General features: G+C 49.2%; 15 protein-coding genes and 1 other RNA gene. 7 read left to right on the top strand and 9 right to left on the bottom strand.

What is annotated here, in order from left to right:
- Window positions 1–156: 156 nt before the first annotated feature.
- On the bottom strand, window positions 157–531 hold the full coding sequence (locus IQ219_RS09060; protein WP_190598613.1) for a DUF1818 family protein: 375 nt from the start codon (window positions 529–531) through the stop codon (window positions 157–159).
- A gap of 22 nt (window positions 532–553) precedes the next feature.
- Window positions 554–977: RNase P RNA component class A (rnpB, locus tag IQ219_RS09055), an RNA gene on the bottom strand.
- Between the two features lie 116 nt (window positions 978–1093).
- Between rnpB and IQ219_RS09050 the strand changes: the two genes are divergently transcribed.
- The 5 genes from IQ219_RS09050 to speB all read left to right on the top strand — a co-directional run bounded on the left by IQ219_RS09050 (window position 1094) and on the right by speB (window position 6139).
- Complete coding sequence (locus IQ219_RS09050) at window positions 1094–1990, top strand: amino acid ABC transporter substrate-binding protein (RefSeq protein ID WP_194019140.1); 897 nt, start codon at window positions 1094–1096, stop codon at window positions 1988–1990.
- 82 nt (window positions 1991–2072) lie between these two features.
- Complete coding sequence (locus tag IQ219_RS09045; RefSeq protein WP_194019141.1) at window positions 2073–3551, top strand: GH3 auxin-responsive promoter family protein; 1479 nt, start codon at window positions 2073–2075, stop codon at window positions 3549–3551.
- Window positions 3552–3688: 137 nt separating this feature from the next.
- Window positions 3689–4255, top strand: coding sequence for a photosystem I assembly protein Ycf4 (locus IQ219_RS09040; RefSeq protein ID WP_190598615.1), 567 nt, complete (start codon window positions 3689–3691; stop codon window positions 4253–4255).
- A gap of 213 nt (window positions 4256–4468) precedes the next feature.
- The gene (locus IQ219_RS09035; protein WP_194019142.1) at window positions 4469–5218 is read left to right on the top strand and encodes a peptidylprolyl isomerase; all 750 of its coding nucleotides are present in this window, start codon (window positions 4469–4471) and stop codon (window positions 5216–5218) included.
- Window positions 5219–6139 carry an agmatinase gene (speB, locus tag IQ219_RS09030; protein WP_194072384.1) on the top strand — a complete coding sequence of 307 codons (921 nt, stop codon included), beginning with the start codon at window positions 5219–5221 and terminating at the stop codon, window positions 6137–6139. It abuts the gene before it with no gap.
- 180 nt (window positions 6140–6319) lie between these two features.
- Here the strand turns inward: speB and IQ219_RS09025 are convergent, their stop codons facing one another.
- Window positions 6320–7234 (bottom strand): histone deacetylase, encoded by a 915-nt coding sequence (locus IQ219_RS09025; protein ID WP_194072383.1) that lies wholly within the window; start codon window positions 7232–7234, stop codon window positions 6320–6322.
- 148 nt (window positions 7235–7382) lie between these two features.
- Here IQ219_RS09025 and psbM point away from each other — a divergent pair, with 148 nt between their 5' ends.
- Window positions 7383–7490 carry a photosystem II reaction center protein PsbM gene (psbM, locus tag IQ219_RS09020; protein ID WP_010871338.1) on the top strand — a complete coding sequence of 36 codons (108 nt, stop codon included), beginning with the start codon at window positions 7383–7385 and terminating at the stop codon, window positions 7488–7490.
- A gap of 114 nt (window positions 7491–7604) precedes the next feature.
- On the opposite strand, the gene IQ219_RS09015 is transcribed toward psbM, so the two are convergent.
- The gene (locus IQ219_RS09015; RefSeq protein WP_190598619.1) at window positions 7605–8459 is read right to left on the bottom strand and encodes a universal stress protein; all 855 of its coding nucleotides are present in this window, start codon (window positions 8457–8459) and stop codon (window positions 7605–7607) included.
- Window positions 8460–8690: 231 nt separating this feature from the next.
- Here IQ219_RS09015 and IQ219_RS09010 point away from each other — a divergent pair, with 231 nt between their 5' ends.
- Window positions 8691–9056 carry an MTH1187 family thiamine-binding protein gene (locus tag IQ219_RS09010; protein WP_010871336.1) on the top strand — a complete coding sequence of 122 codons (366 nt, stop codon included), beginning with the start codon at window positions 8691–8693 and terminating at the stop codon, window positions 9054–9056.
- A gap of 81 nt (window positions 9057–9137) precedes the next feature.
- On the opposite strand, the gene IQ219_RS09005 is transcribed toward IQ219_RS09010, so the two are convergent.
- The 5 genes from IQ219_RS09005 to IQ219_RS08985 form a co-directional block, all read right to left on the bottom strand.
- Entirely contained in the window at window positions 9138–9674 is a 537-nt protein-coding gene (locus IQ219_RS09005; protein ID WP_194072382.1) for a hypothetical protein, read from the bottom strand.
- Between the two features lie 10 nt (window positions 9675–9684).
- Entirely contained in the window at window positions 9685–10167 is a 483-nt protein-coding gene (gene bcp, locus IQ219_RS09000; protein WP_194072381.1) for a thioredoxin-dependent thiol peroxidase, read from the bottom strand.
- 98 nt (window positions 10168–10265) lie between these two features.
- Window positions 10266–11111, bottom strand: coding sequence for a M56 family metallopeptidase (locus tag IQ219_RS08995; protein WP_194072380.1), 846 nt, complete (start codon window positions 11109–11111; stop codon window positions 10266–10268).
- The gene (locus IQ219_RS08990) at window positions 11111–11533 is read right to left on the bottom strand and encodes a BlaI/MecI/CopY family transcriptional regulator (RefSeq protein WP_190598623.1); all 423 of its coding nucleotides are present in this window, start codon (window positions 11531–11533) and stop codon (window positions 11111–11113) included. Before IQ219_RS08990 ends, IQ219_RS08995 begins: the two co-directional genes overlap by 1 nt.
- 43 nt (window positions 11534–11576) lie before the next feature.
- On the bottom strand, window positions 11577–13113 hold a 1537-nt coding region (locus tag IQ219_RS08985; RefSeq protein WP_194072379.1), incomplete at its 5' end, for an alpha/beta hydrolase.

Here is a 13113-nt window from a genome sequence, read left to right as displayed (position 1 = left end):
GACGAACGATCAGCGCTAACAGGCAAGCTAGGGAAGAAAGCAGGGGAAGATTGTCAACCCAATTAAAGCTAGTGTAGCGAATTCGGGCAATCTCTTTGGGACGCTAAGGTCAAAAATCCATCCTCCACCCTTGGGTTTTGGACGTGCACCCTGGGTTTAGGTTTCCCCTGGGCCATAGCTCTGCACACTATTTAATAATGCTGGCACCGCCGCCGCTGGCCAACCCCCTTCCGCTTTACGCCCCTGGTGCAAAATAAACCTCAATCCGTAGGCATGGGCATAGCCCTCAATTTCTAGCCAAATTAACTCACTGCTCAGTTCACAACAAATTTTTTCCTCCTCCATTAACTGGTCGGCGATCGCCGTGACAGTCTCGGCCAACTCCCGACTTAAACGCTTAAAGTCAGCAAATTCTGCCCTGGTCAACTCCAACGCCCAATCCTCTGAACCCAGTAAAAAAGGAAAAGTCTCGCCATTGGGATCAAAGCCCCAGCGCCAACCGGAACCCTCCTGAATAGTTTTTGACAGCATCAAATTGGCCAGCGGAGAAGAAAAAAGAGAGTTAGTCGTAAGCCGGGTTCTGTTCCAGGATGCGAGGCACCCAGGGGGAGTTATCTATCTGGGAAATTTGTTACCAAATTCCTCAAGCGGTTCCACCAATCATGGGGCAGGAAAAAGACCAACCTTTGCCCCTCCGACCTTGCTTCCAACCGGGGTTTACCGAGCCAGTACCTCTCGATACTGCTGGTGCGCTCTTACCGCACCTTTGCACCCTTACCTTTTCAGGTATCAGTTATCAGGTATCAGGGGTTTAGACTGATCACTGGTCACTGGTCACTGTAACGGCGGTATTTTTCTGTGGCACTATCCTCACGCTCGCGCGCACTGGGCGTTACCCAGCAAGTTTGGCCTTTGGGAAGCCCGGACTTTCCTCAGATTCCCTGTGACAGGAATCCGCAACTCCCGCCCTAACTCTCTTTTTCTAGTGTGCCATTGATCAGAACTCTCCGCCGATGTGGTTGAGGGCGCAAATTAATTGAAACTTCATTGCCTCCTCCGTAGTCTTGGGGGATTGGTGCTAGAAACTGATCCCATGAAAAAATTTGCCTGTTTAGCTTTGTCCGTATTACTCAGTGGAGCCGTGGGCTTACCCAGTGGGGCCGGAGAAGTATTGGATCGCATTGAACAAACGGGGGTGATTAATGCCGGCACCAGAAAGGATGCGGTGCCCTTCGCCTACGTCGATGACCAAGGGCAATGGGTGGGCTTTTCCATCGATATGCTGGAATTAATTCGCCGGGAAGCGGAAGCCAGACTAGGCAGGCCAATCAAGCTAAATATGGTGGAAGCCACCGCCGATAACCGCTTTGACTTGATTAAAGATCAAACCATTGATTTAGAATGCGCTTCTTCCACTTTCACTTGGAATAGAACAGCAATGGTGGATTTTTCGGTTAGTTACTTTGCCGATGGCACCAAAATTATCACCGGGGTGGACAGTGATTTAGAGTCCGCCGATTCCTTGGCTGGTCGGGCGATCGGGGTTATTGCCGACACCACCAACGAAAAAGCTATTCTTAATTTTCAGCCGGGGGCGACCATCGTCGAAGTTGAAGACCAAGCCGATGGTATGGCCAAGCTCGAAGCTGGAGAAATTGAAGCCTTTGCCGGAGATGGCATTGTTTTGGCCGGGTTGAAAAAAACTTCTGACAATCCCCAACAGTGGAAGGTGGTGCCTAATTTTCCCTATCAGTACGAAGCCTATGCCTGTTTATTGCCCAAAGATGATTCGGATTGGCGCAATTTGGTGAATTATAGCCTGCTCAAATATATGGAGGGGGTAATCAGTGATCAGAGGACAGCGGTGGAGATTTATGAACGGTGGTTCGATGAAGAAACTGGCGTTGCTCCCTATCCCCGGGAAACGATCAACGATTATTACCAGGGCATTGTGGACAGTTTTGAATGGATTCCCATTGTTAGCTATTAACAATTATTGGCAGAGTTTGAAATAGGGAATAGTTTCCCCCCGACTCTTCGTTAGAAGGAATGATTAAATTAGGCAGTTTCTGATGCATAATTTTCTTCTGAGGACGAGCAAGCATCTATTACATCCAGCTTTTAATAGTTTTAATCACGCATTACATCAGCCTGAAGTCGAACAAGAGCGATTGAAAATTAAAATTATTCAGCGCTTAATTCATACCCATTATGGCCAATCTTTGGGCATCACGAAAAATTCCCCCTGGTCGGCTATTCCTATAGTTAGTTATGAAGATTTTTCTCCTTGGCTAGAACAGCAGCAAACTTCGCCTACACAATCAATCATTACCAACGAAAAAATTCGATCTTGGCAACAAACTTCCGGCAGTTCTGGAGCCAGTAAGCAAATTCCCTATACCCATGGTTTACTAACTGCGTTTACGTTTATGTTTGCTGTTTGGGCCTACGATTTGCTCCACCATGGCCCAGATTTTCGCACAGGCAAAACCTATGCTTGTATTTCTCCCACCTTTGGCGATCGCCCTGGAGGCATTGATGACACGGATTATTTAACGGGACCTCTGCGCTGGCTTAGTAGTTATTTTTTAGTGCGGGTGGGTAATCATTTTTCCGACGGGGATACTTTTCGTTGGGTTTTAGCCCTAGCTTTATTACAAAACCCAGACTTAGAAATTATTTCCCTTTGGAGTCCAACTTTTTTGACCGTGCAATTAGCATTTATCACTCAGAACCGCCATGCCCTAATTGCAGCCCTTGGCGATCGCCTGGATGATGCCAGACGGAAAGCTCTAGCAACAGAGCCGATTAATTGGTTAAAAATCTGGCCACAGTTAAAGCTGATTTCCTGTTGGAATCAACTATTTGCCAGGGAACAGGCCGGGATTTTGCAAGCTTATTTTCCCGGAATATTTATCCAAGGAAAAGGTCTATTAGCCACGGAAGCTCCCATTACCATTCCCTTAATCAAGGCTGGGGGATTTGTGCCCTTGGTGAACCAAATTGTGTTGGAATTCATGGCTGCTGATGGCACCATTGTGGATTTGTCTAACCTACAAACAGGTCAAATTTATCAACTAATTATTTCCACTCCGGGGGGACTATACCGTTATCGCCTTGGCGATCGCCTGCAGGTATCCCATTGGTATCTTAAAACTCCTTGCTTAGCTTTGGTGGGTAGGGGCGATCGGGTGAGTGACTTGGTGGGGGAGAAATTAACCGAAGAATTTGTGGACCAAACCTTGAGGGATCTCGCCTTGGTCGATGGCGACGGTCTCCGTTGCTTAGTGCCAGTGCCGGGGCCCCAACCCCATTACGTTTTCTACCTATCCCCTACGGCAATGATGGCGATCGCCGGAGAAGAACAAACATTGGCCCAGCGACTAGATCACAGCCTCCAACGTAGTTTCCATTACCGTCGGGCTCGGCAGTTGGCACAGTTAGGCCCCGTGCAAGTGAGGACAGACGGTTATCCCCATTGGTTAACCCAGGGGCGTTGGGGAGATGAAAAAGGTTATTGCCTCCGCATTCCTCCTTCTAACCTTGTTTGAAAAACGCTCCTGACCAAAAATTGGGGACAAACCAGACACAATTCCTTCCCGGCGATCGCCCCATCTGCCAAGCCCCTAGCCCTGATGGGGTAAAATTCAAGGGTTGGTTTCGTTGTAATTATCAGTTAGAGAAATACATGGGTGGACAGACGCTCGCAGAATCTTCCCAAATTTTGCGCCAAGAAGTATTGGGAGCCCGCCGCTTCAGCAACTTTTTTTGGGCTGGAATTTCCACCATTGGCGGTGTTGGTTTCCTGTTGGCCGGCCTTTCTAGCTACTTCGGCAAAAATCTTTTGATTGTTAGTGACACTACCGGACTGCAGTTTATTCCCCAAGGTGTGGCCCTACTTTTCTACGGTGTGGCCGGCAGCACAGTGGCAGGTTATCTCTGGTTGACCATGGCTCTGAACGTGGGCAGTGGTTACAACGAATTCAATAAAAAATCGGGGCAGGTAACCATTTTTCGTTGGGGTTTCCCCGGCAAAAATCGCCGCATTGAATTGGTTAATAAAATTGCCGATGTCCAGGCAGTAAAAGCAGAAATTAAGGAAGGTGTTAACCCTAAGCGTTCCCTGTACCTCAAAGTTAAACAGCGACGGGACATTCCCCTCACCAGGGCTGGGCAACCCATTTCCCTTTCCCAGTTGGAAAACCAAGGGGCTGAGTTAGCTCGCTTTCTAGGGGTGCCCCTGGAAGGCTTGTAAATTACCGTTTCCCCCAGCCAGATCCCAATATCAAAGGCACCAAATCCAGGGCAGAAACCGGGTATGTGCTGTGTTAAATTGACCTGCACTTACTCTGGAAGATAATCGAGGTGGACTAAGATCCCTAGCAAGGGACTCTAGGTTGGCTGATTTGCACAAAGATAACAGCAGTCCCCATTAGCAATTACGGAGATTATTAGGAGATTAGATTTTATGCGGATTCTACCGAACATTAGCCGAGCCACTTGGTTTGTGGGCATCTTTTTTGTTGTCAATATCTTGCTTACTGCTTGCAATCAGCCATCTGCCAATTCTTCAGCAGATCCCTCCCCCACAGAAAGCAACGGCCCAGTGGCCCAGTTAGCCACAGACCAGTACAAGGACTATAAGCCCCGCTTAAATGGCAAAGCCACCGTGGAAATGATGGTTAACGGCAAGCCGATCATCATTGAAGTGGACGGAGAAAATGCGCCGATCACCGCCGGTAACTTCGTTGACCTAGTGGAACAGGGCTTCTACAACGGCCTAACTTTCCACAGGGTAGTGGATGGCTTTGTGGCCCAGGGGGGAGATCCCAAAGGTGACGGTACGGGCGGCTATGTGGATAAAAATACCCAACGTCCCCGCAATATTCCTTTGGAAATTAAGATCGATCCTTCGGTGGAGAATGCGCCGCAAGAGCCTTTGTATGGTCAACCGGTGGGACAACAGGGCGGCTACAGCAGTCCCCCCGTGGTGTTGCCCCATAAAAGCGGTGCAGTGGCCATGGCCCGTTCCCAAATGCCGGATTCCGCTTCTTCCCAGTTCTATTTCACCCTGTCTGATGAAACGGGATTTTTAGACGGTGATTATGCCGTGTTTGGTTACGTCACCCAGGGCATGGACGAGGTGCTGAAGATCAAACAGGGAGACAAAATCCAGTCCGCCAAGGTAATTGCAGGGCAAAATAACCTAGAAAAATAGATGGATAGTTCTCACGAAATTTTCCCCCAGCCCAAACAGTTCCTGGAATCGGAATCCGTTACCCCCTATGCTGATGCCGCCGTGGTGGTGGTGCCCATTCCCTACGAAGCCACTACTTCCTACCGCAAGGGCTGTCAGTATGGCCCTGGGGCGGTGCTAGAAGCTTCGGACCAGTTGGAAGCCTACGATGAAGAGTTGAATACTTCCCCTTGTCATGATTTGGGCATTTACACCTGTGCTCCCTTGGTAGACAGCAATGAGCATCCGACTTTGGCAGGGGATGCCATGGTGACCCAAGTTTGTGACGGTATTGTCCCCTTTGTGGAGGACGGTAAATTTGTGGTGGCGATCGGTGGGGAGCATGCCATTACCACTGGGGTAGTGCGGGCTATGCAGAAGGTAACGTCGGAGCCTTTCACTGTGGTGCAAATTGACGCCCACGGAGATATGCGGGACAAATTTGAAGGTTCCCAACATAACCATGCCTGTGTGATGCGCCGGGTGTTGGAATTAGGTTTACCCACTCTCCCGATCGCCATCCGGGCTATTTGTCAGGAAGAGGCAGATCTAATTCGAGCAAAAAATATTCCTGTCTTTTGGGCTAGGGAAATGGCTGATAACCCTGATTGGATTGACCAGGCGATCGCCAGCATCACTACGGAGAAAGTCTTTCTCACCATCGACATGGACGGTTTTGATCCAGGCTTCATGCCGGGGGTAGGTACTCCCGAACCAGGGGGACTAGGTTGGTATGAAGGGTTAAAATTTTTCCGCCGTCTTTTTCAAACCAAGCAAGTGATTGGTTGTGACTTGATGGAGTTGGCTCCGGTGCCGGGCTCAGTGGTGTCGGAATTTTCCACAGCGAAGCTGGCTTACAAGTTGATGGGTTACTGGGGAGAGTCCCAGGGGAAAAAACCTTAGCTGTTGTCAAAAATTCTCCTGAAGTTTAGGAAAACGGGAATATAAAAGTTTGTTTGAAAAGCCCCCCTAGCCCCCCAAATTTGGAGGGAAACTGAGTGAAAGTTCCCCATATAGCCAAAGTGTTAAAACGACAGGGCCAAAATTGATCCATGGATTCTAAACTTTGCGGGTCAAACTTCCTCAAAATAATAAAGGTTTGAGGGTTTCCACCACGGATTTGGCTAAGCTCGGTAGATGGTAGCCCCCTTCTAGTCCGAATACCGGATAGGGAGAGATTTCCATTAGATAGTGGCTCATCATGCCGTAATCCTCCGGGGCTACATTCATATAGGCCAAGGGATCGGCTCGGTTAGCGTCATAACCAGCACTCACCAACAGTAAATCCGGTTTTGCCTCTCGTAAAAACGGGAGAATTTTGTCCTCAAAAGCCTCTTGATAAACGTGGCCATCTCCCCCTGGTTTGAGGGGAATATTGAGCACATTGTCATGTTTACCCCGATCGCCTGCGGCCCCTGTGCCGGGATAACAGGGAAATTGGTGCAAAGAACAATAAAAAATGTGGGGGTTATTTTCCACCAGTGCCTCAGTGCCATTGCCGTGGTGCACATCCCAATCCACAATGGCTACCCGTTCCACCCCTGGCCTAGTTAAAGCGTAATGGGCGGCGATCGCCACACTGTTGAGCAAGCAGAAACCCATGCCTGTATTGCGAATGGCATGGTGACCGGGGGGACGGGCCAACACAAATGCCGCTTCCCGTTGGCTTAAAGCATGGTCAACCCCATCCAGCCAGGCCCGCACCGCTAAGCGAGCCAACTCATAACTCTGGGGAGAAACAGGGGTATCGACATCGAGGGAACCGCCGCCCTCCTCAGCTAATTTTGCCAATTTGTTTAAATATTCTTGGCTATGGCACCGAAGAATGTACGGGTCTAAATTCCCCGCCACTGGAGAAGGCCTTTGCCAATGGAGATAATTGGCCCCGGGCATCTTCCGTAACGCAGTGACGATCGCCGTCAGTCGAGCTGGACATTCGGGGTGGGTGGGGCCAGTTTCGTGGTGCAAAAAATCCGCGCTGTAGATAATAGCGACCATGGTGGGAGGAGGATGATGGTGAAATTAAGTAAAGAAAGCGGAGCAAAAAGTTTGGCCAGCCCCTCAGCCATTGCCCCAGGGCCATGACCCACCAATGCTATTCTAGGTAGGGTATTGAGCCAAATTTAAGATCGAGGCAGTTTAGGCTATGCAAGTTAATAATCTCGGCTTTATAGCAAGTATTTTATTTGTGTTGGTGCCAACGGTTTTCCTGTTGATCCTGTTTATTCAAACCGGTAAACAGAGCGAAAGCTAAGCCTTGGTTAACCATTGTCAAACAGAACAGAGTCAGGGGTGGAGTCTATCCAGCCCCCTTTTTTTGCCCAATGGATGATTTAAGCGTGGGTTAATATTTCGCTCTTGCTGGGGTTCAAATCCCTTCTTTGCGGGCCAGTAACACCGGACAGGGAGCATTGACCCGAATATAGTCCGACAGGGAAGTGCCCAACAGTCGGTCCAAGTCTGGCAAACTCTTGGCAATGGAGGGTCGGCGATCGGGGGAACCCAACAGCAACAAATCAGCGTTGTAGTCCTCGGCCAATTCACATAGTTTTTCCCCTGGCTTACCCCCTGTTACGGTGGAGCGGTAGGCAATACCCAAACGTTTTGCCTTGGCGATCGCCGGGGCCAGGACGGGGTTTTCCTCAATTTCCTGACGGGAAAGGGGCAACAGATCCGGTTTGAGGTCAGGGTTCACCCGGGCTAGGATTAATTCCCCTTCTGGATAGTCTCGCAAAAGCTCCAGAGCTAATTCCAACGCATACTCCGCCGCCGCTGACTTATCTAAAGCCACCATGACCCGTTTAATGCGCTTAACGTAAATATCATCCTTCACCAACAACATGGGGTGGTTGGTCAGTTGAAATACATACTGACTGACGGAATTTTCTAAAATGGCTTCCAACCGCTTCAAGCCCCGGGAACCCATAATAATTAGGTCCGCATCAATTTCATTGGCCACATCACACACCACCCCCTTGGGATCCCCTTGGCGCAACATGGTAGAAACCTTACTGGGTTCGATGGCCACATCCTCCAACAAATCCGCCAGGATTTTACCGCCCTCGGCCCATTTTTCCGTGAATGCCTCCGTGGTAATTTGGGGTGGAACCACGTGCAAAATCGTGATCGATGCCTTTTGCACCGCCGGAAAATCCATCATGGCCTTGAGCATTTCTTGGGTTTGGCTGGTGCCAGAATCTGCGTATAAAATTTTGCTAAGCATGATAATTGAGTTCCTTGAATCGGTTCAGGGAGAGTCTCACCGTGCCATGGAGATTGATAACGGCAAGCCCTCCTCGGTTAAGCCTTATCCCTTCAGAATAAGGCCAATGCAAGCGCAGAAATTTAACGACTTGTTGCGGACTTTCTCAGTCTTGGTGGGCCATGGTTTCAGGGGACTTCTAACCCAATGCCCATATCAACAACTAGCCTGTCCCCCCAATTGACGGCGGGAGTGTGTCAAAATCTAGGGAAATTTGAGATTGTCGTTAGCCATTACCGACGAGTAAAAGCTATGAACGTGATTGTGGATTTATGTGTCGTGCCCCTAGGTGTGGGGGTTTCCGTGGGCCAGTATGTGGCCGCCTGTCAGAAAGTGTTGGCCGAAGCGGGACTGAAACATACCATGCATGCCTACGGCACCAACATTGAAGGGGATTGGGACGAAGTTTTTGCCGCAGTCAAGGCCTGCCACGAAGCGGTCCATGCCCTCGGAGCCCCCCGTATCACTTCCAGCATGCGCTTCGGTACTCGCACCGATCGCCCCCAAACCATGGATGAAAAGGTGAAAAGTGTGGAAACATGGCTGGAAAATTCCTGAGCACTTAATGGCGAGGAGAGCTAGGGTTAATTCTGTCTTCCCAAGGCGGATTTTGGTTTTTCCCCTATCAACTTCAACTCGTTAACTTGCGGGCTCCGTTGCTTCTAGCTCCACTAGGTAACTCCCCCATTTCTCCTCGTTGGTGCGGGGATCAATGTCTTTTTTTAACAATCGCCAACTTTTACCTTCACTTTGCCGCTGTAGGTAAAGATCAAATGGATTCTGTTTTTGAGTCACCGTTTGCCGGGGCAGAATCAGTTTTAAATCATATCCCCCAGTTAGGTGATAGGCCGGTAAGTTATCCACGGCGATCGCCTCGATTTTTTTGACGTTGATCTTGCTAATTTCAAAATCCGGCGTTGGGGCGTTTAAATGTTGACTAAGGGCAGTTTGGGTACGATTGAGTTGGAAAGTAATTGCTTGCTGTACCACTGCACCATCGGGGGCAAATTCCAAGGGGGGCGGGGAGCTTTGACAGGCGTTTAGACTGAAGCAAATCAAACCCAGGGCTAACCAACCAAGCAATCGACGTTGATAACAATTGATTCGGTTAATTAGGTCAACGACGAAACTCTGCCAGGTCTGGAGCATTTCCCTGCCCAAAAGTGATTTTTGCATAAACAATTAATTAATCAGCGCCCCTCAGTTGTTGTAGTTTCTCCAACACTTTTTCCACGTGGCCCTTGACCCTCACATTAGGCCAAATGTGGGCAATATTTCCCTGGGGATCGATTAAAAAAGTGGAACGAAGAATGCCTTCATACTCTTTACCCATGAACTTTTTCGGTCCCCAAGCGCCATAGGAAGCCGCTAATTGATGCTCTGAGTCACTGAGTAATTGAACGGTGAGATTATGCTTATCGATGAATTTGCTGTGGCTTTTTTCCGAGTCTGGGCTGACCCCAACCACAACAGCATCGAGGGCGGTAAATTCCGCTAACTTGGCACTAAACTCCGTTGCTTCAGTGGTGCAACCGGGGGTATTGTCCTTGGGGTAAAAATAAAGCACCAACCACTTCCCAGCAAAATCTCCTAGTGAAACCGTTGTGCCTGCGGCATTAGGAGCAGAGAAAGCGGGGGCCGGTTGGTTGATTTCTAAGGCGGTGGCCATGTTGAAAAATTTCCCAATTAAATACAGATTAAATAAGGTTGTGTGAACTTCTAGTAGCCCAATGGTCGTTAGCCTTATCCAGCCCCAGGGGCTTGAAATTATTTGATATGTAAAGGAATTAAAATTAGGGGCAAAACGGCGATCGCCAGTAGGAGTAAAGACCCTCCCCAGGCAATGAACCGATGGGAACTAGGGGCCACTGGAGAGGACAATAATTGATCAATGCGAGCCAGTAGGCGGTCCTTTTGGCCAGCAAAGGGTACTCCCAGGGGCAGGGGATTGGCCACCATGGCATTTTGGGCCACTAGGGCGAGGGCTTCCGCCAACACCAGGGGGTCACAGTGATTCGCGCCATGGCGATCGGCTCGGCATTCCCTTTGCCACAGTAATTCCTGCCACAGGGATTCCGTTTCCGGTAACCAAAAAGTTAAACGGCGCAGGGCCCCCAACCAGAAAAATGTCCAGGTGTCCCGGTAAAAAAGATGGGCGCTTTCGTGGGCTAACACCGCTTCTATCTGCTCTGGAGTCAGTAGGCGCAATAACCCCTGGCTCACTACCAATTCCGGCGACCAAAGCCCCACCTGGGCACTGTAGGGAAAATCGGTTTCCAAAAGACGAATTTTTTGCCCTTGCCAATGGCTGATGGGGTATTTCTGCACCGCCCCCAGGGTTTGCCAGGTTTGCCCCGCCAAATAGAGCACCGATAGCCCAGTCCAAACTAAAAATATCCAGGCCAAGAGATGGCTACCCATGCTAACTGGTAAGCCAAACATCCAACCACAGCCCATCCAGGCGATCGCCGCACTGGTACTGATCAAAAGCATGGGGGGCAGGGCAAAGAAAATTAATGCCGCTGGCCAGTCTAGTTTGCCGGGCCAGTAACGAATTGCCCAGCGCAGGCCAAACGCAATTAACACAGCCATGAGAAACAGAATACTGTGCATTATTTTTCCTCCTGTCGCTGTTGCCGAGCTGCCCGTAGCCGATCGGCGATCGCCGTTAACTGGTCAATGCTAGCCGTATCCAAACTGTCAGCAAAGGCGGCCACCACATCAGGGTTGCTAATGGCCAAAAACTGTTGCAATTGTTCGTAGGACTGCACCGCCTTGGCCTGGTCAGCGCTTACCCTGGCCGTCCAAATAAAGGCTTTACCCTGGCGATGGCACACTAGCCAACCCTTTTTAGTCAGACGGTTCAACACCGTAGTCACCGAAGAGTAAGCCAATTCCCGGTCAGGATCGCTCAAAATACGGTCGTGGATATCCTTCACCGTGGCCTGGCCCAATTGCCAGACAATTTCCAGAATTTCCTGCTCCAGGGGGCCCAGGGACAATTGTTGGGGGCGGTAGGGGGGGATCCAACTCATAAATATTCCACGGTGCATCAAGATCTTTTCTAACCATACAGGATTAATCCTGAGAGAATCCACCGTACCGGGCCAGGAACTCATCAATTTTTTGCCTGATTTTAGGGGCAGATTTACCGGACACCAGATACAACTTAAACTCATTCTGCCCACTCAAATATTCTGCGTAGGCCGAACTGAGATAGGGGCGATATTTGTCCGCACCCTGGGGATCTTGACGGATGTAAACTTCAAAAAATGCCACGGTTGTACCCATGACGTAGTCATAAATGGTGTCTTGATTGGGTAAAACCAGGTGGGCGGTGGAATCAATGGCTTTACTGATGCCCGGATCTAATTTAGTAAAGTTAACGTGGGCTTGCCCTTCAATTAGCAGCCAATATTTATCCGGCACCGTTAACCAGGTGAAAGATGCCGCTTGTTCCAAAGCTGGGGGCGCCGCCGGGTCGTAACTACCGGAGCCAAAAACAACCGGAATGTTAATTTTAGCTAACCCTTTACTGCCAAAAAGGCTGCGGTTAACTGGGTTGGCCGCAAACACGGCTTTGACCCTTTCATCCCGCAGGGAAATGGTTTGTCGGGGCAATTCTAGCGCTCGGCATTGCATCAGCAGGGCAACGTCTAAATTGGCTAAATCTGAATCACAATCCTTTTGTAAGTTATCAAAATCTATTTCCGCCCCGGCGATCGCCAAAGCAGTATAGCCGCCAAAGGAATGGCCTGCCATGCCAACATTTTCTAAATCTAAACGACCAGCAAATTCTGATTGGTTACGTCGTTGCAATTCATCCAAAGTAAAACTAATGTCCTTGGGGCGATTAATGTAATCATTAACATCAAAAATATCGCCATGATAGCCCTCCAGCATTTCCTGGAGATAGATATTGTCACTACCGGGATGTTGGGGGGCAACAACTAGATAGCCGTAGGAAGCTAAATGTTGTAAACCCACTGCGTAATCTTCGGGCCGGGAAGATAAACCATGGGAAAAAGCCAACACCGAAATCTTACCTTGTGGCTCTCCCTTGGGAATAAAAACATCAACATAAAAATGGCGATCGCGGCTAGGGTCAACTAAGTGCCAAACGACTTTTTCCACCCCATAGGGGCCGGGCTGGCGTAGGTCAGGTAACTCGGCATAATTAACGACTGGAGCTTCCGCAGCCTCCTCAGCGGTCAGTGTGGCCAATTCCTGCACAGCAGTTTCCGTTGCCAAGATGAACATGTCAACTTGCTTGGCCAATGCCAGAGCCTTCTCCCCATTAATTTGTATGCTGGTGGGTAATTTTTGTAGCACTTTAATTGAAGACAATCCCCCTGGTTCCATTGCCGCCTGAACAAGGGCTGCCCGTATGGCATATTTACCATTATTTTTATAGGGAATATTAATCACTTCCCCTAATCGGGCTAAGATTTCTTCTCCCATTTTTGTATTAAAAAAACGAGAAATCATTACAGGATCAAGCTCTACTTCTTTGGTCAATACTTCCCGTAACTCTTTCTGTTGATCCTGGGCAATAAAATTGAAATAAAATTGTAGGTCTTTATTAACATCCCCTGTCTCCGCAAACTTTGTCAAA

The organism is Synechocystis sp. LEGE 06083 (assembly GCF_015207725.1).
GTDB classification, from domain to species: domain Bacteria; phylum Cyanobacteriota; class Cyanobacteriia; order Cyanobacteriales; family Microcystaceae; genus Synechocystis; species Synechocystis salina.
Note: the sequence above shows the minus strand (reverse complement) of the source record. Positions and strands in the feature narration are given on the sequence as shown.